This is a genomic window from Bacillus infantis (assembly GCF_008180445.1).
Taxonomy (GTDB): Bacteria; Bacillota; Bacilli; order Bacillales; family Cytobacillaceae; genus Bacillus_AB; species Bacillus_AB infantis_B.
Map to the genome: position 1 here is coordinate 76446 of NZ_VTER01000014.1, position 18718 is coordinate 95163.

Here is an 18718-nt window from a genome sequence, read left to right on the forward strand (position 1 = left end):
TCTTGAGCAAATATATGCGCACTGCAGCTTGCTGAGATTGCTTCTATCTAAGAGGACTTCTATAGAATAATGAAGCTGGGACAGCAAAAAAGCACCCTCAGGCAGATCATTCAGCGAGGGTGCTTTTTTGTCTGTTTCTATTTCTCAGGAATGAGTATCTGGCCGACTTTGCCGATTTTCAGGAGAGTCTGCATGATTGCCCTGGACAGCTGGCTCGGCTTGTAAGGCTTGACCAAATAATCAATCGCGCCAAGCGAAAAGCCTTTTTCTTTTTCATCAAGAGCCGTGGAAACAATGATAGGTATGTTCTTAAGCCTGTCATTTTCCTTCATCTGCTCCATGATCCGCCAGCCATCCACCTGTTCTTCCTCCAGCATGATATCAAGCACGATTGCGTCAGGTGTATGGCGGGCAAGGAAATCCAGGGCTTCCTGTCCCCTTTTATAATGAACTACCTGGAACCCGCTGTCAGACAGCTCCTGGATAATCAGCTCCGCCAGGCTTTGGTCATCTTCCACCACCATAACGCGGTAGCCTTCTGCCGAGGTTTTCGTCACTGTTACAGCCCGAGGTTCTTCAGCTGTTTCAATCAGAGGAAATGAGAGCGTAAAAGTGCTCCCTTTTCCATAACTGGAAGCTACGGAAATGCTGCCGCTGTGCGCCTTCATGATTTCCTGGACAATCGAAAGCCCGAGCCCTGTACCGCCAATCCTTCTCCTGTCGGAATTATCCACACGGTAGAACTTGGTAAACAGTTTATCAAGCGCATCCTCCGGAATACCGAGCCCCTTATCCTCCACTTCTGCCAAAACAGACTTATCTTCCTGATAGAGCCTGATGAGGATATCCCCGCCGCCCGGAGAATATTTGACAGCATTGGAGATCAGATTGGTGAATACCTGCTCTATCTTGCTCTTATCTCCCAGGATCACATCATTTCCTATAGAACGGTCATCAATTTTTATCTGGTGGATATTTGTATTGATCTGCTGTTTTTCTATAACCTGCTCAATGATCGGCAGGAGTCTGAGATATTTCTTCTCATATGTCTGTTTTCCGGCTTCCATCCGCTGGACATCAAGGAAATCATTGATGAGGGAAGTCAGCCTCCTGGCTTCATTGTAAATGGTCGTCAAATATTTTTTCTGCTTATCAGGCTTCAGCTCTCTGTTCAGCATCAATTCGGTGAAGCCGAGGATGCTCGCAAGCGGGGTGCGCAGTTCATGGCTGACAGTGCTCACAAACTCAGATTTCATTTGATCGACTTCAAATTCTTTTGTTATATCGCGATGCACCAGCACGGTGCCGATCCTTTCATCTTCCTGCCCGAGGCCTTCGCAGTACATTTTGATGACCTGCCCCGTTTGCTTCATTTGATAGATGATGCTTTCCATCTCACAGCTGTCACTATGAACCGCATTTTGAAGGAAAGCCAAAAATTCATCAGGCTGCTCAACCTTATTTGCCATTTCGGCCGACCAAATTTCCCATGGGAGATTTTCCAGCCTTCCGGCAGCACCCGGGCAGGTGAACATCTCTTCCAGCTGGCGGTTCGCCTGCAGTATGGCCCCTGAACGGCTCACCATCTGGATGCCCTCCTGGACTGTGTTCAGGATATCTCTGTTCAGCTTCCGCTCTTCCTCAGATTGGTTGTATAAGCTGATATTATCCAGGCTTATTCCTACCTGTCTGGACAATGCTTCATATTCGTCCATCTGTTTTTCCGGGAAAGGAGATCCGAAGCGGCTGAACATCATCACGGCAATGACTTCGTCCTTTGAGGAGATGACAGGGAGGTATAGGTCATAGCTGTAGGACGCTGCCTCATGATAACCTTTTTCTTCTGCCCGCAGCTCCCGCTTTATGGCAAAAGATTTCTTAGTGTGGATCAGCCTTTCATGAAGCCCGTTTTCAATATGGTTCATAAACTGCTCCACACCGGCTGCTGAAATGGCGTAAGACGCTGCTGCCCTGGTGTTCAGTATCCCGATCATCCCTCGATCTGCACTGATGACTCCGCACATATTGACCACAATGCTGTCAAGGATGCTCTGAAGATCCAGGGAGCTGGAGATTCCATTCGTCAAGTCATTCCTCCGCTTCAGCTTCAGTTCGTTCTCGCGCAAAGCTTCGAGCATCTCCTCCAGCTCAGTCTGCTGGGCCTGGAGCTCATCCTGCTGGGCGAGCAGCTCCTCATTCTGGGCTGTCAGGTCCTGTTCTTTGTCCTGCACACTCCAGACCATCTTCTGGAACGCGACCGATAAAGCGCCGAGTTCATCCTCCCTGCTGGATTCGACGGTTATCACCGCTTCGCGCCCCGCCGCAATCTCATTGGCAGCCGCTGCAAAGTCAGCAAGCGGCTGTCCGACTCTTCGGAACATCACCCGGGTGATCCGTGCCAAAAGGACAAGGATGACAAAGCTGAATAAGACAAAGCCCATCTGGATATAAGACTGCTTCTTCATCAGGCCTTCCGCTTCTTCATTGAGCTGGTCATTTACTCCTTGCAGATATTTCAGCGAATCATCCTGGAATGTATTTACCCTCGCAGTCGCTCCGGTGCTTGCCAAAATCTTGACCTCTTCTATTCTTCCGGTTTCAAAATAGTTTACCGTTGCAGGCAGCTTTTCAATAAAATAGTAATCAATAAACTCCCTTACTTCTCTCGCATATGCCTTATCATCCTGGGAGGCAGCAAGTTCATCCAGCTGCTTCCCCATCTTTCTCAGCTCCGGCTGCTTTGACTGTGCGCTGATCCTCATATCATCGTTGTCAAACGCCAAATAGCCTCTTACATCAAAGAATACACGGTTGAAGGTACTGTCGATTTCCTGGACCAGCGCTTCCTTTTTAACGAGTTCAGCACGCTTTTCATTATAAGAATCGCTGAGGTTCTGCTGCAGGATGACAAGCACAATCGTTCCGGCAATGAAAAAGAAAATAAAGACACCCATTAACCCGGCAAACTGCCTTGACAGGCTCTTTTTAAAATAATCATTGATTTTCATTCAGTATTTCCTCTACCTTTTCAAGGAGCTCCAGCGGGCTGAACGGCTTGGCCATAAAATAATCGGCCCCTGCTTCCAGCACCCTGTCCTGCTCAAACTGCTGGCTCTTTGCTGACAGCATGAGAATCTTGACATGATTTTTATCACTATTGGCCCTTATCTTTTCGATGACCTCAAGCCCTGTGTATACGGGCATCATATAATCAATGATCAGGAGGCTGTACTCTCCTGACTGAAATAAATCCAGCGCCTCCTGTCCATCTGCTGCTTCATCCACTTCAAAATCGCCGTCTTCCAGCGTATCCACAATCAGCATTCTCAGTATATCTTCATCTTCTGCCAGTAAAATTCTGTTCATTTCGCTCCTCCTCCAGCAGCTGCTTTACTGAATGCATCTTTCATGATCCAGTAGGACTGCTTTAGCCTTTCATGGTATTGCGGCTCCTCCCAGCTTTTCCAGGAATACTTGAAAGAATCCTCTTCCTTTATTACTCCATCAGTCATTGCAGGGGCGGTGCCTGCCAATTTTCCATTTTCTGTGACCGCTGCACCTATTGTGATAGATTCGATGATGCTGCTTCCGGATAGGCCGGATTGCCAAAGGTCTCCCTGTATTTCCCGGCTGCTTGGATCCTTTACATTCAGGAGCAGCCACGGAATCCTCAGCTCCAGCGTTTTCCTGTCATCACTTAAACTTATATCGGTCAGGGAGTTGAAATCTTCACTTTCCGGATTGGCATTGCCGAACATAAGCTTCCCTGTTTCATAAGAAGAAAACGGAAGGGTTTTTCCGGTAGATGGAATCGTCAGTTCTTTATTCAAAGCCAATCTGATCGGATGGAAAATCCCATTATCCTTTTGAGCTGCATATGGTCTTTCCGGGAGCATATTCAGCAGCTCTCCGTACTGAAAATAGAAAGTGTCATAATAGCTGTCTACCATCATATTCGATGTATCTTCCCCTGTAAGATTAATAGAATAATCGACCCCGAAATCGGCAGCAGCTTCAGCTTCGTTTCCAAGCGGGACAGTGCTCTGCCCCTGACCCTTGATAGTATCAAGCATCAGGTACGTGCTGTCCCTTCCCCAGTCCAGAGGCCTGCTATAGTCGAGGCGGAGATAAAGATATTCTTCATTTGATGCCGCATATAAAGCTTTTAGTGCATCTTCTTTTTGGCTGCTTTTAAAGAGCGGCTCTGCACCAAGCTTATCCCAATCACCTGTGAGACCATCCGGATAGATGCCCGCTTCATATTTGCCGGGCTCAAACGCCAGCAGCCCAAAGTGCTGTTCGTTCGTCTGCATATTGGACCAGAACGGCCGCCTGTCAGGATTGTCATAATCCATCGTATTCCACGTCCGCTTGAACCACTCATCCTGCCATGTGAATACAAGGCCGCCGGCATAGCCTTCATCCATAATAGATTCGAAGAGGCGTTTGTTTATTTTTCCCTGCTCCTCTTCAGAATGATGCCCCTGGTCCATTCCGTCTACATTTTCATGGGTCATTCCCCTTGAGGCAGGAACGCCGAACTCAGCCACCAGCACTGGCATAGAGTGGACTTTTTTTAAATCATTCAGATATCCGGCATAATTATTTTTTTCTCCCTGTGAATCTATATAATTCACATACTTCTTTTCATAGTTCAGGAAATCGGGATAGTAAGGATAGATATGGTAGGAAGCAAACATCCCGGCTTTAAATCCTTCCGCCGGCAGGATATGGTTCGGGTCCACCACTGCTTTATCTTCATCCTCCGAAGGCTCGGCCGGATGGTCCAGAAGATCGGTGGTCACCCAGTTTGTAAAGCTCATCGTATGCTGCCATCCATATTGCCCTGATTCATATTCTGCCGTGTAATCCATCATCCGGGCGATCCACCCTTCGAACGGGGAAGCATTTTTGGTTTCAAAATATTTCCCGGAAAAAGAGCCCTTCCCTTCATTGCCGGCATTTGTCTGTAATACTGCTTCTGGATCCCACTCGATCCCGATCATGTATCCCAGCACATACTCCGATATATCATACTTATATTCCCCCGACGCATGGCCCGGCCGTTCCGGCAGGCTTGCGTTTCCATGGACAATATCCACCATATGCTTCAATTCGGTTTTAAAATCATCTGTTACAAGTCTGCTGTATGCATTTCGTTCACTGACAAGATTCTCTTCGTTCACCCATGCTCCATGGAATAAATACAGCGGGTGTTCAGCAGTTTGATTATATTCATAAAAAGCTTCATAGAAACCTGGCGGATGGAGGGTATACACACGTACGGCATTGCTGTTCATGGCTCCTATTGCCCTGAACCAGCGGAGATATTCCTCTTTTGTGATGGCCGTTTCCCCTGGAAAAGAGCCTGGCTTCGCAATGCCCATATTAACGCCCTTGACCAGAAAGTCCTCCCACTTGCCGTCTTTACGCACTTGAATATACTCGCTTCCGGTCCTGCTGTTCGTTTTGATTCCGTTCTGCCCGGCAATTTCCGGCTTTTCCTGCTCATTATGCAGGCCGGTGCCTCTTTCCAGGATTGTTTTCATCAACGGGACATACGTATTCCAATAGAAAGAATCCCGTGAGCTGAATTTCCCTTTCCAGACATCGAGACCCTTTGTCTGATAAATACCGGGAACCTCCGCTTCATCCGCAAAGTCCCCTGCAAAATAATAGGAAGAATATTTTGCATTCACATGCTGGATGACTGCCGGGATGACGGATGGGATCCCGTATCCCTCCAGTTCTTTTTCTGCTTTCTTTTTAAGGGGAAGCTGATAGGTTGCCAGCACTTCCTCCTGGTTATTCGCTTCAACAATATCAAACCAGTATGAATAGCGGGACTCCCCCTCTGCACCCAGCTTCTTTTCCCCTGCATCGGTGTAGCTGAAAAGGGCGCCTTCTCCCTCTAGGTCCTCTTCGCCGAATACCGCAATATGATTGTCTTTGTTGACCAGTACAAGTCCAGGGCCTTCATAATCCCAGCTCTTTTCCTGTTCCTTCACCCAGACAGGGACTTCATCAGATGACAGGTCAGGAAAATATCTGCCTATCCAGCCGCTCCAGCTGATATTCAGGAGCGAGGTGATTTTCTCCCGGGCAGCATCATCGGTCGGGTCTGCAAATGTATTGAATTCAGCAATCAGCGTCTTTCCTTCTGAATGAATAAGGGCCTCTCTTAGCCTGTCAGCGTCTTCAGCCTGAAGGCCTCCATAGATGCTGTCCGACCTTTCGCCCAGACTGTTGCTGCCGAAGAATTCCTCTTCATACACACCGTATTGGTCAGCGAGATAAAAGACATCATATTTTTCCAGATTTTCCGGAAGCGGCTTTACTTTATATTCATCTTCCCCAAGCGGCTTAAATCCGCTGTAGTCGCTCTTTACCTCATAATGTTCGCCATTTCTTCTCTGCCATTTGCCATTGTTCAGAATCCAGACAAGGCCTTTATGCTCCCGGTAAGTTTCATCCGGCACGGTTTTATCAATGATCAGTGCCTCGAGCGTCTTGTCCGGTGCGAGCTGCCACAGCCAGAAAGGACTTGTCAGGAGCAAAAGAATGCCGATGACCACACCGAACACGGCAGCCTGTGATTTCGTAAACAGTTTTTTCATTCAGACACACCTTTTCGTTTCATTTCTCCCCAGCTCTTATCTCCCCTGATCAGCTTCCAGATGCCCTCGCATCTCCAAAATACTGTTAGAGGGCGATACCATAAAGTTTCTGTCAGAGAGTAGAAGAACAGCTTCAGCAAATCAGACACCTTCGGATATTTGCGCAGGCTCCATTCCTCAAGCAAGACCGCTGCCATCGAAAAGATAGAACCGTAGAGGCAGGAAAGCAGGAAAATCAGAATGGCAAACTCCAGATAAATTCCCCCAAGGAAAAGTGACAGCACCACATAGGCATAGCCAAGCAGCTCTACAATCGGCCCGAAAAATTCGACAACCCAGAAATAAGGAAAGGAGATGAACCCGATCGCCCCATATTTGGGATTAAAGGTCAGCTTCCGGTGAGTCCACAAACTTTCGAACAGCCCCCTGTGCCACCGCCCCCTCTGCTTCCTCAGGAAAGTCGCGCTTTCCGGCACTTCCGTCCAGCAGACCGGGTCGGGGACATAGACGATACGCTTCTTCAGCCCTTTTTCTTTAATAAGACGGTGCATCCTGACCACAAGCTCCATATCCTCGCCGACAGTATCCGTCCTGTACCCGCCTGCCTCCAGGACCCAGCGTTTTGAAAAAACGCCGAATGCTCCTGAAATGATCAGCAGCAGATTATGACGGCTCAGCCCGATGCGGCCCATCAGAAAAGCCCTCAAATATTCAATGATCTGCATGATGACGAGCGGTTCACTGGCAAGCCCTACCTTCAGCAGGTTTCCATCCTTGATTTCACAGCCATTGGCAATCCGGATGCTTCCTCCGGATGCAATCACCTCTTCATTAGAATCAATGATCGGCTTCATCACTTTAAGGAACGCATCATGTTCGAGGACAGAATCCCCGTCCAGGGAACAGATATAAGGATAATGGGAGATATTCAAGCCGGCGTTGAGCGCATCGGCTTTTCCTCCATTCTCCTTATCGATCAAGTATAAATTGGGCAGCAGGCGGGACTGGTAAATACCTTTGATCTCCTTTGTCTCCACCTGCTTTCTGACAGCCTTGTCCACTTTTATCATTTCATAGTGCCCAATCATCTTTGCCAGTGTTCCATCCTTCGATCCGTCATTCACAACCAGAATCTCATACTCAGGATAGCTGATGCTCAAAAGGGACCTGACACTCTGGATGATCCCAGCTTCTTCATTAAAGGCAGGGACAATGATGGAAACAGGCTTTGTATAAATCTCACTCATATATTCCTCATAGATCCGGTCGCGCTTAAGACGGTATTCCCTTCGCAGCTGAACCATCGAAATGACAAGGACAACTGTGTAAAAAACGATGACAATCACCATATAAACAGCGATGAACCAGCCAAAAAACAAAGCGGCATTCTCCCATAAAGCTGCCAGCATCAGCGCCGCTCCCCTTTTTGCATCCATTCCCAGGCCATATCCCTGGCATAAGGATCATGCGAACTATCAATTACTTTCTGCAATATCTCTTTCCCCTTTGAAAAAGCCAGGATAGACTGGCCTGCCTGTGACCTTACATACCAGGATGAATCGTGCAGCATTTCTGCCAGCCTTGGGAGCAGCCCTTCGTCTTTTATGCTGCCGAAAAGCTTGGCGGCAAGCATCCGTTCCTGCCAGCTGGAGGATTCAGCGAGCTCCGCATAAGGGGCTATATTCTCTGTGTATCCTATTGAAGCTAATGCCTTCAATGCCCGGAGCCTCATTTCCCCCGTCTCAGACATGAACACCTCTTCCACAAAATGAAGATAACCAAGCTGCCTGTTGACAGCAATCACATCCAATACAGCAAACTGCAGTCTTTCCGGAGCAGTTCTAAAGCCTTCAACAAACCGGTCAAAACCTTTGTTATCAAGCCGGATTAAAATATTTCTGAGATCGAATTCCGAGAACGGCAAACTCCGGGAATCCAGCAGCATGGACAGGTGCTCACTCTGGAAATCTGCCAGGATCTTGAAGGCCTGGACTTTTTCAGAAGTTGAGCTTCCCCCGCTTTCGGCAATGCGCAGTACTTCTCCCTCCAGACTTTTCAAATGGAAATCCTCTATATGATAAAGCGAATTTATCCGCGTACTCCACTTTTTGCTTTGAAGTCCTTTGGCATAATGGCCCCTAAGATAGGACTCTGCAAAAAAAGAAAGATTTTCTTTTTCCTGCTCCCCTTCAAGGATATCCGCATAATGACCGAGGAGCTCCTCAGCAGCCAGCAGGCTTGCCCGGTCAGACAGGACAGCTTCCTCCAGCTGCTTCCCTTCATATAAAAAAGAAAACAGCGGAAGGTTCAGTTTTTGCTTCCGATCTTCAACCTTTCGCCTTGCTGCTATTTCAAAAGCTTTTCTAATCACGAGATACACCAGAATGACTGTCAATATTCCTGTAATGGAAAGGGCCGCTGCAGCGAGAAGGAACAGTTCCTGATCAAGTCTCATCACGACATCCTCTGGATCAGGCGCTGGATCCTTGCCTGCAGCTCAGTGATGCTGAACGGCTTTGTCACATAATCATCTGCCCCCAGCTTCAGTGCCCTGGCAATATCGTATTCCGTTTTTCTGCCTGTCAGCATTAAGACATGGACGCGGCTTGCATTCCGGGTTTCCTTCACCTTCTGGAGAACCTCAGTCCCATCCATTACAGGCATGATCCCGTCCAGAATAAGGAAGTGCTCCCCTTTCTGCTCCATACGGCCGGATTGAAGGAACTTCTGTCCATCCTCATATACCTGGATATCCAGGCTGGTATGCTCGAATTCCATGGATTGCAGGATCTTCATGAGCATGGTCCTGATGATGGCATCATCATCAATGACAGAAACATTCAGAACCTTCCTTGTATGGCCGCCGATCAATTTATTGGCACTTTCCACCCTGGCCCGGCCGTTCCGTTTTGCTTCATATAAAGCCTGGTCAGCCGTCTTGATTGCTTCTGCCACAGTAGCAGAAGAATCATGGACCATATATACACCGGCCGAGAAGGTCATTTTCAATTCCTCCCCGCCCTCTATGAACGTTCGGCTTGAGAAGCCGGCAAGAAGCCTTGAGACGACCTCCTTGCTGTCATGGTCATTCGTGCGCGGAAGCAGCAGGATGAACTCCTCCCCTCCATAGCGGAACACAATATCGCCAATCCTGACATGTTCCTTCAGATACTGGGCAAACTCCGACAGGATACGGTCTCCGGCCGGATGCCCGTACATATCATTCACTTGCTTGAAATGGTCCAGATCAAGGACGGCAATAGAAAAATACTGATTGCTCCGTTCCAGCTCTTTTAAATACCGTTTAAGAGAATCCTTCAGGAACCTGCGGTTGTATACCTGCGTCAGTTCATCGATCAGGACAGACTGATCAAAAATCTGTTTCCTCTCCAAGTGCCGCTCTACCCTTATAAGGAATTCCTCCAGGTCTATGGGTTTGGAAATAAAATCATCCGCCCCCAGCCTGTAAGCCTTGATCCTCGTTTCTCTGTCATTCATTATGCTGATCATCAGCTTTGGAATAAACTTTTTATTGGAATGCTTCTGGATGTCCTCAAGCACATGGAACCCGCTTTTTCCAGGAAGATTAACATCAATGATGAGGCAGTCGGGATTCATATCAAAGAATTGGTCGACAGCTTTTTCAGGCTCGGTATTTGCCATCACCATCCAGCCCTTGCTTTCCAGTGCATCTTTAAGGAGGATCAGCATCGATACATCATCATCAATCACCTGGATCAATGGCATATTTTCATCCCTTGGAAGACTCTGTTTTTCCTCTTCCCTTTGGAAATGTTCATATTCATAGCTCAGGCCCATCAGTTCATATAAAAAATCACGCAGTTCCCGGTTCTCCCATATTTTTTCACTGCTCTTTTCCACCTGGTCCATCAGTTTGCCTGCCACCTGATGGAGTCCGACGAGCTGCAGGGTTCCTGCTGTCCCCTTGATGGAGTGAAGGAAACGGTAAACATCTTCGTTATTTACAGGAGCTTCCGCTTCCTGTTCAAACCAAAGAGTCATTTGATTTTTAATCTTTTGAAACAATAAAGTTTTATATTTATCAAGCTTCATTATAAGCACCTCTTTCATCCTAAGCATCAGCCAGGAAGCAGAGGCCCCGGCCAAAATAAAAACCAGCCATCATAGATCATTGGCCGGCTGCACTAGTCACACCAAGCGGTTTAAAGTGCAAATTAAAAACCGCTCATCACAGTGTCCTATATTCTTAAAAACACCCTTGCATTTTCTGTCGAAACAGAGAATTGCAAGCCAATTAAAATATATGATTCCTGTCATATTAAGTCAATATATATTTTATGCATTTGCCTTGAGTATACCGAAAAAACAAACAAGATGCAGACGCCAATATGCCGCCTGGAAAAAATGGTAGATTATTCCCATCACCCCCGCTGTCTGAATATGTCGCTTAAAGCGGTATTTTGTCAATAAGATGATATTGTCGATTCGGACAGGTATTTGTAAAATCAGGAATATATAACTAAGAAAAATGCAAGCGCCTTGCTCACATTAAAGGAACGCAGACCAAGACCGCCACGTCCGCATGGGGGCAGGCGCAGCTGCAAGACAATAATCAAAGTTGAAAAAAATTTTTTATCAACTAAATATTGGAGGACTAAGCAATGGAGCATATCAAAGACCTGCTGTTCAACCTGCTGATCATTCTTATCGTCATGCTTTCTTTCCAGCTCCTTTTTGCCAGCCGCCTTCAATCGCTTTTTCTGCGCCACCGCGAGTATATTATTGCCGGCATCAGCATCATAACTGCTTCCCTTTGCCTGATCTGTTCAATCAAGATGAACAGCAGCTTTATTTTTGACCTGCGGTGGATTCCATTCCTGCTGGGAGGATTATACGGAGGTCCCAGAGTCATTCTCGCCCTGCTCATTTTTGTCATCTTTATCAGGATTCCCCTTGGCGGGGTAGGGGCTGCTTATAATATTCTGATAGGGCTGCTTGCCGGTTACACTGTATACAGGATCCATCCATCTTTTCTGACTATGCATACCAATCGGAAGCTATTAACCATTTCACTGCTGTCTTTTCTCGTTTCTATAACAGCTTTTTTACTTCCTTTTTCTACAGCAGGGATGGAGGGGTGCATCGGGTTCGCTGTTATTTATACCGTAACACAGACGGTCGGAGCATTTTTGGCAGCCTACACTATTGAGCTGATCGTACAGAACCAGCAGCTGAACCGGGCGGTAATGAAGACAGAAAAAATGGAAGTCGTTTCTCATTTGGCTGCCAGCATCAGCCATGAAGTGAGAAATCCCCTGACCGTAACGAAAGGATTTCTCCAGTTGTTAAAAGAAGAAGATTCAGGCGGAGGAAAGCGTTCCTATTATTTAGACACTGCTCTCGAGGAGCTGAACCGAGCAGAAGTGATCATCAGTGATTATCTTACATTTGCCAAGCCGCACTGTGAAACAAATTCATGTTTTTCATTAGAAGGAGAAATCAGAAAAGCGGTTGAACTGATCACACCCTACGGAAATGCCCATTCTGTTGAAATCCATTGCGACACAAAGGAAGAATTATATATAAAAGGAGAAGATGCAAAGGTTCAGCAATGCCTGCTCAACCTGCTTAAAAATGCCATTGAAGCAATGCCTGGCGGAGGGATCCTCTCTATATCGGCAAAGCTGCAGGACGGCAAAGCGGAGCTCCTGATATCTGATACAGGCAAGGGAATGACCTCCGGGCAGCTCAGCAGGCTGGGGGAACCGTATTTTTCAACAAAAGAAGGAAAAGGGACGGGGCTTGGAATGATGGTTGTCTTTCGGATCATTGAGGGAATGGGCGGAAAAATAAAAGCAGAAAGCATGCTGAATAAAGGCACCTCCTTTACCATCCTGCTTCCTGCTGAAAAATGTCCTGATTAACACCTGTTCTTACACATGATCAAATGATGGCGGGTACTTCACCGTCCCGCTGATTCCAGCCAAGGAGCTTTCCTTAAATTCTATAGCCATAAATACCTCTTCCGGTACAGGAAAAGGCGGAATAATCCCAAAAACTGCAGAAGGCTGGAACCCGAACCTCGGATAATAATCGGGATGCCCCAATACAACGGCATGGGCATAGCCCTGAAGTTCCGCCTGTTTCAAACCTTCTCTTATAAGAAGGGATCCTATCCCTTCATTTTGCCGCTGGGGGATGACAGCAACCGGGGCAAGCGCCAAGGTAGGCACTTCCCCTTTCCCTGTATCAATCACTGCCCTGCTGAACATGATATGGCCCACGATATCCTCTCCATCTTCCGCTGTTAGCGATAATTCAGGGATATACTCACTCGAGCTTCGGATGGCTCTGACAAGGCCGGCTTCATTTTCACGGCTGAAAGCAAGCCAGTGGACATGTTCTGCTCTGCTATAATCAGCTTCCTTCTCTGTCCTGATAATCATGACTATTCCTCCTGGTTTTTTGCAAGCCTTTTTGATTTGTCGGTGCAGCTTTGCATGGCCGAAATGACCGAAGATCGAAAGCCCTGTTTTTCCAGCTCAGCTACTGCTTCAATAGTGGCTCCCCCAGGCGTGCATACCTGATCTTTCAATTCTCCCGGATGCTTGCCTGTCTCAAGCACCATTTTGGCTGCGCCAAGCACTGCCTGGGCTGCCAGCCGGTACGAGGTTTCCCTTGGAAGCCCCTGAAGGACGCCGCCATCTGCAAGAGCCTCAATGAACATATAGACATAAGCAGGTGAAGAGCCGCTGATGGCGGGAATGCTGTCCATCAGTTTTTCTTCAATAAACTCAGCTTTCCCAAAGCTTTTGAATAATTCTGCTGCCTCTAACCGTTCCTTTTCAGTCACCTGCCTGCTGGCAGCCAGGGCGCTCATCCCCTCCCCGACAAGCGATGGGGTATTGGGCATAGAACGGATCGCTTTTACTTCCCTGCCGAAAGCAGACTTCAGAAAGGCAAGGCTGATCCCTGCCGCTATGGTGATGATGATAGCATCTTCAGGAACGCTCCCGCTGATTTCCTCAATCACTTCCATATGAACATCAGGCTTTACCGCCAGAAATAAAAAATCAGCCTGTTCAGCTGCTCTCTTATTATCAAGGGTCACTTCAATATCATATGTATTTTTCACATTGGCCAGAGTACTCTCCGTCCTAGCACTTGCGACTATATCCTCCGGCCGGGCGATCCCTGAATTCAGCATTCCCCCGATGATTGCCTGGGCCATTTTTCCGCACCCTATAAAACCGATTTTCTTCTCCATTTTTCCACTTCCCTGCATAAATTGCTCCCTATATTATACTTCCTCACCTGCTTCAATTCCAGCTTCCGGTTATATCAGGGTGTCAGAGGGTAAAATGGAAATGCTCCGCGCTTAACTGTGCGGAAAATTCTTTCTCCAGCATTAACTGAAGGAGCGTTGAATCATGATGGATAGAACCCCGCTTCCGGACCAATTTTACACACAGCCGACCATTGAACTTGCCCAGGCTCTCCTTGGCTGTCTATTGATAAAGGAAACACCTGAAGGTACAGCCGCTGGATATATTGTAGAAACAGAAGCCTATAAAGGCCCTGAAGACAGGGCTGCACATAGCTATAATAACCGCCGGACCAAGAGGACTGAAGTCATGTACGCCGGCCCGGGACTCGCCTACACATACCTTATGCATACCCACTGCCTGTTAAATGTCGTCAGCGCAGAAAAGGACAAACCGGAGGCTGTTCTCATCAGGGCCATAGAACCGGCAGAAGGAATTTCCCTGATGAAAGAGCGGAGAAAGATGGATAATCTGAAGAATTTGACCAACGGGCCAGGGAAGCTTACGAAAGCCCTTGGCGTCAATATGGAGGATTATGGACGCCTCTTTTCGGAGCCTCCCCTCATTCTTGCTGAAGGCTATACCCCTGCTGAGATAGCTAAAGGAAAAAGGATTGGAATTGATAATTCCGGAGAAGCAAAAGACTATCCGTGGCGCTTCTGGGTAAAAGGCAGCCCATATGTTTCCCGCCATCAGATAGAATCCTCATGATGGATGTTTATTCCTCTTTTAGCTGCATCTGCCCCGCATGATTGCCCTGCAGGATACCCACAATAGTTATGTATGGTCTTCACCATCACAGCCCTTCATGAGGGGAAAAATTACAAACTGGGGGTAGTCAGATGCAGCAGTTTAACCAGCAAGGACAGTCAGGAATGAACACAAATGAACAAATCCCGGCACATATGAATCATGGCGGACACGAGATGCTGGATATGAAAGAGGTCCTTTCAAGCACCGTAGCGGCAATCGATCAATACCTTATGTTCATCGGGCAAATCCAGGATCCGCAGCTTAAGGAAATCGCAAACCGCCAGAGGCAGTTCATGATCACCCAATACAACACCATGGTTGACTGCTTCTCTACCGGCCAAAAGCCGGCTGTATCGACTACAACCTATATGATGGGCGAAACGCATGACGTCATCTACGGACTCCAGCCATCCCAGCCTGCTGCACCAAAACAGTCAGCTTCCGAAATTGGCGACCAATGCTATTCAGGCTACCTGCTTGCTCTAATGAAGGGTGCAGCCTCCCAGCTGTCAATGGCAGCATTGGAGTGCACAAATCCAGTAGTAAGGCGTGTGCTTGCTGACAGTGTTCCCAATTATGCAGAAATGGCTTACGAGCTGTTCCTCTACCAGAATCAGAAGCATTATTACCAGGTTCCCCAGCTTGCGCCGCAGGATACAGAACAGCTGCTTGGAAGCTATACCCAGGCAGGCGGACAGCAAATGATGAACCAGCCAAATATGAATACCCTTCAATAACCGCTGCAGGCGCCCCAATGGGGTGCCTGCTTTTTTTATCCGCCCCCGCATTCTATTGGAAAATGTTTTTTTTGCGCAGGCTGTTACTGCAACTGTAAATCTGGGTAAAAAAGCAGAAATAAAAAAACAAAAATCGTTAATAAAGGCGGCGCTTCATGTGAAAGAAATTAAAGAGTCCATCAAAGAAACATTGCTTGCCATCCTTCCCGTCTCTGCTGCAGTAATCCTTCTGCAGCTTGTCCTGATCCAACTGCCTTTCAAGGACTTTCTTCCATTCCTCTTTGGCCTTTTCTTTGTCATCCTTGGACTGATGTTCTTCCTCATCGGCGTTAATATCGGCCTCCTTCCAATAGGCGAAATGATTGGGAAGATCCTGCCGAAGTCGAATAAAGCGTGGGTCATCATCCTCACAGGATTCATCCTTGGAATTGCCGTTACGCTGGCCGAGCCTGACGTCAGGGTACTTTCCACACAGGTTGACCAGGTATCCGGAGGGAAGATATCGTCCATATCCCTCATATTATCCGTGGCTGCAGGAGTCGGTCTTTTTGTCGGCCTTGCCATGATCAGGACCATTTACAAAATTCCTGTCACCATCATTTTGATTGCCGGCTATGCCATCGTCTTTATTATCAGCTTCTTCTCCCCTTCGTCATTTGTCCCGATTTCATTTGATGCAGGAGGAGTAACGACAGGGCCGCTCGCCGTACCCTTCATCTTGGCACTCGGAGTAGGCGTGGCCCAGGTTTTCCGGAACAAACAATCCTCGGGCGATTCTTTTGGCCTTGTCGGACTTGCCAGCATCGGGCCGATCCTGGCCGTTCTGCTGCTGGGAGGGATCTTTAAATGATGGACAAGCTATTTCATGGTTTTGGCAGCACTCTGACAGAGGTTGCTTTGGCCCTTGCTCCCCTTCTTCTTTGCTTCATCATATTTCAGATTTTTTTCCTGAAATTAAAGAAACAGAAGGTCATCCAGATCCTTGCCGGTTTTGTGTCTGCTTTTGCCGGACTGGCATTCTTCCTTCACGGGGTTCATCTCGGCTTTATGCCAATCGGGGAGGAAATGGGAAAGAAGCTGGGCAATCTTCCATATTCCTGGATCATCATTCCAATCGGATTTGTGCTCGGATTTGTCACTACATTGGCAGAACCAGCTGTAAAAATATTGAACAAACAGGTTGAAAAAGTAACATCGGGATACATCTCAGAAAAAATCATGCTCATCACCCTTTCAGGGGGAGTCGGTCTGGCCATCGCCCTTGCCATGCTCCGCATCCATCATGGATTCTCTCTCTGGTACTATCTTGCGCCGGGATATGCACTCGCGCTGATCCTGATTTATTTTTCCAACAGCAGCTTTGTAAGCATCGCCTTCGATTCGGGCGGTGTCGCAACAGGGCCGATGACCGTTACTTTTATCCTGTCAATGGCCGTCGGTGCTGCCGCTGTAACTGAGGGGCGTGATCCTCTGACAGACGGCTTCGGCCTGATCGCCCTGGTCGCCCTCATACCGATCCTGGCTGTCCTGATCCTGGGGCTCCTGTTCAAGAGGAAGGAAGGTGCTTCTTAAATGATCTACAAGCTTTTCATCGCCATCGTAAAAAAAGGCACTGCAAAAAAAGCTGTCCGGCTTGCCCGGGGATCAGGGCTTGCTGCTGCGGCAACTGTTTATGCAAGGGGAATCGGAAAAAATGAGAAAACCTCATTTCTCGGAATGGAGATCAACCATGAGAAAGAAGTCATCCTTATGCTGATCAAGGAAGACTCTGCTGAAGACGTCATTACGGAAGTCACCAGCCATCTCCATTTCGAAAGGCCCGGTACAGGGCTTGGGTTGCTTATCAATATTAGCGGATTCATCGGCGTCCAGTCCCCCGAAGGCCCCGCTGATTCAAAAGCAGAGGAAGGAGCGGCCAACATGAAGCCAGCCGATAAAGAGTACGATTTGATTGTGACCATCGTGAAAAGCTCGGAAGCCGAAAAGATTATAAAGGCCTCAAAAGATGCCGGGGCTGACGGGGCAACCATCATTTCCGGCAGGGGGATCGGCATCAATGAAAAAGCCACTTTATTCAATATGCTGATCGAACCTGAAAAAGAGATTGTGCTGACCATCATCCACAAGGGCATGACACAGGAAGTATTCCAGGCAATCTGCGATGCTGTCGAGCTGAATGTTCCTGGCAATGGGATTTCCTTTATCCTGGATGTCGATCAGGTAGCAGGCATCAATCATTAAATTTCTGAGCATATGAATATAGTAAATATCCCCATTTGTGAGAAAATAAAAAGGCAATCAAATTTCCGGGAGGTAACAATATGCCAAAAAGCTTGCAGGACACTACAAAACTGCATAACGGAGTGGAAATGCCCTGGTTCGGACTTGGCGTCTTCAAGGTCCAGGAAGGATCCGAAGTCATTGATTCAGTCAAAGCAGCCATCAAGAACGGCTATAAGAGCATTGACACAGCAGCCATTTATGGCAACGAAGAAGGCGTGGGACAGGCCATAAAAGAATCAGGTGCCCCGCGCGAAGATCTATTCATCACGACAAAGGTCTGGAACTCTGAGCAGGGCTATGACTCTGCATTGGCTGCATTCGACGAAAGCCTTTCAAAGCTTGGCTTGGAGTATGTCGATCTGTACCTGATCCACTGGCCTGTCAAAGGCAAGTATAAAGACACTTGGAGAGCCCTAGAAAAGCTTTATAAAGATGGCAGAGTCCGTGCAATCGGGGTCAGCAACTTCCATGTACACCATCTGGAGGATCTGCTTGAAACAGCGGAAATCGTGCCGATGGTCAACCAGGTTGAATACCATCCGCATCTGGCACAGCTTGAGCTCCGCGAATTCTGCAAACAAAAAGGAATCCAGCTTGAAGCCTGGTCTCCTCTTAAGCAGGGACAGCTCCTGGATGAGCCTGTTATTACAGAGATTGCCGAAAAGCACAAAAAGTCCCCTGCCCAGATCATCCTGCGCTGGGACCTGCAAAATGAGGTCATCACCATCCCGAAATCAGTCAAAGAACACCGCATCATCGAAAATGCAGATATCTTTGACTTCGAACTTTCCTCAGAAGACATGGAAAAAATCGATGCCCTCAACAAAAACGAACGCGTCGGTGCCGATCCTGATAACTTCAATTTCTAACAATATGCAAAAGGGGTATGGAATGGGTTCATTCTGTATCCCTTTTTGTCTTAATAGCCCTCTGAATGTTGGCTGTTGATTTCCGTTCCAGGCACTTCGCTTTCCGCGGGGCGGCGCTGAGCCTCCTCACGCTTACGCGCTGCGGGGTCTCA

At 47.7% G+C, this 18718-nt stretch carries 15 protein-coding genes and 1 riboswitch; of the genes, 7 read left to right on the top strand and 8 right to left on the bottom strand.

Annotation, left to right across the window (positions count from 1 at the left end; translation table 11 throughout):
• Positions 1-137: 137 nt before the first annotated feature.
• Genes FZD51_RS22170 through FZD51_RS22195 form a run of 6 tightly spaced genes read right to left on the bottom strand, consistent with a single transcriptional unit; the run spans position 138 to position 10691 of the window.
• Positions 138-3008 carry a hybrid sensor histidine kinase/response regulator gene (locus tag FZD51_RS22170; RefSeq protein WP_148976737.1) on the bottom strand — a complete coding sequence of 957 codons (2871 nt, stop codon included), beginning with the start codon at positions 3006-3008 and terminating at the stop codon, positions 138-140.
• On the bottom strand, positions 2995-3366 hold the full coding sequence (locus tag FZD51_RS22175) for a response regulator transcription factor (protein ID WP_148976738.1): 372 nt from the start codon (positions 3364-3366) through the stop codon (positions 2995-2997). Before FZD51_RS22175 ends, FZD51_RS22170 begins: the two co-directional genes overlap by 14 nt.
• On the bottom strand, positions 3363-6617 hold the full coding sequence (locus FZD51_RS22180) for a hypothetical protein (protein WP_148976739.1): 3255 nt from the start codon (positions 6615-6617) through the stop codon (positions 3363-3365). The genes FZD51_RS22175 and FZD51_RS22180 overlap by 4 nt, the downstream gene beginning before the upstream one ends.
• On the bottom strand, positions 6614-8026 hold the full coding sequence (locus tag FZD51_RS22185; RefSeq protein ID WP_148976740.1) for a glycosyltransferase family 2 protein: 1413 nt from the start codon (positions 8024-8026) through the stop codon (positions 6614-6616). The genes FZD51_RS22180 and FZD51_RS22185 overlap by 4 nt, the downstream gene beginning before the upstream one ends.
• Positions 8026-9072: a HEAT repeat domain-containing protein gene (locus tag FZD51_RS22190; RefSeq protein WP_148976741.1), complete on the bottom strand. Its 1047-nt coding sequence runs from the start codon at positions 9070-9072 to the stop codon at positions 8026-8028. Before FZD51_RS22190 ends, FZD51_RS22185 begins: the two co-directional genes overlap by 1 nt.
• On the bottom strand, positions 9072-10691 hold the full coding sequence (locus tag FZD51_RS22195) for a diguanylate cyclase (RefSeq protein WP_262381055.1): 1620 nt from the start codon (positions 10689-10691) through the stop codon (positions 9072-9074). Before FZD51_RS22195 ends, FZD51_RS22190 begins: the two co-directional genes overlap by 1 nt.
• Positions 10692-10763: 72 nt before the next feature.
• Positions 10764-10847: riboswitch (cyclic di-GMP riboswitch) on the bottom strand.
• A gap of 413 nt (positions 10848-11260) precedes the next feature.
• On the opposite strand from FZD51_RS22195, the gene FZD51_RS22200 reads away from it, so the two are divergent.
• Positions 11261-12523 carry an ATP-binding protein gene (locus FZD51_RS22200; RefSeq protein WP_148976743.1) on the top strand — a complete coding sequence of 421 codons (1263 nt, stop codon included), beginning with the start codon at positions 11261-11263 and terminating at the stop codon, positions 12521-12523.
• Between the two features lie 9 nt (positions 12524-12532).
• On the opposite strand, the gene FZD51_RS22205 is transcribed toward FZD51_RS22200, so the two are convergent.
• Together FZD51_RS22205 and proC are read right to left on the bottom strand one after the other, a co-directional pair.
• Positions 12533-13045, bottom strand: coding sequence for a GNAT family N-acetyltransferase (locus FZD51_RS22205; protein ID WP_148976744.1), 513 nt, complete (start codon positions 13043-13045; stop codon positions 12533-12535).
• Between the two features lie 2 nt (positions 13046-13047).
• On the bottom strand, positions 13048-13866 hold the full coding sequence (gene proC, locus FZD51_RS22210; RefSeq protein WP_148976745.1) for a pyrroline-5-carboxylate reductase: 819 nt from the start codon (positions 13864-13866) through the stop codon (positions 13048-13050).
• 163 nt (positions 13867-14029) lie between these two features.
• On the opposite strand from proC, the gene FZD51_RS22215 reads away from it, so the two are divergent.
• The 6 genes from FZD51_RS22215 (at position 14030) to FZD51_RS22240 (ending at position 18566) form a co-directional block, all read left to right on the top strand.
• Positions 14030-14635 carry a DNA-3-methyladenine glycosylase gene (locus FZD51_RS22215; RefSeq protein WP_148976746.1) on the top strand — a complete coding sequence of 202 codons (606 nt, stop codon included), beginning with the start codon at positions 14030-14032 and terminating at the stop codon, positions 14633-14635.
• Positions 14636-14766: 131 nt separating this feature from the next.
• On the top strand, positions 14767-15414 hold the full coding sequence (locus FZD51_RS22220) for a spore coat protein (RefSeq protein WP_148976747.1): 648 nt from the start codon (positions 14767-14769) through the stop codon (positions 15412-15414).
• Between the two features lie 157 nt (positions 15415-15571).
• Entirely contained in the window at positions 15572-16264 is a 693-nt protein-coding gene (locus FZD51_RS22225) for a DUF1538 domain-containing protein (RefSeq protein ID WP_148976748.1), read from the top strand.
• The gene (locus tag FZD51_RS22230) at positions 16261-16986 is read left to right on the top strand and encodes a DUF1538 domain-containing protein (RefSeq protein WP_148976749.1); all 726 of its coding nucleotides are present in this window, start codon (positions 16261-16263) and stop codon (positions 16984-16986) included. The genes FZD51_RS22225 and FZD51_RS22230 overlap by 4 nt, the downstream gene beginning before the upstream one ends.
• A complete protein-coding gene (locus tag FZD51_RS22235) occupies positions 16987-17655 on the top strand; it encodes a P-II family nitrogen regulator (RefSeq protein WP_148976750.1) in 669 nt (222 codons plus the stop codon).
• 80 nt (positions 17656-17735) lie between these two features.
• Complete coding sequence (locus FZD51_RS22240) at positions 17736-18566, top strand: aldo/keto reductase (protein WP_148976751.1); 831 nt, start codon at positions 17736-17738, stop codon at positions 18564-18566.
• The last annotated feature ends 152 nt before the right edge of the window (positions 18567-18718 follow it).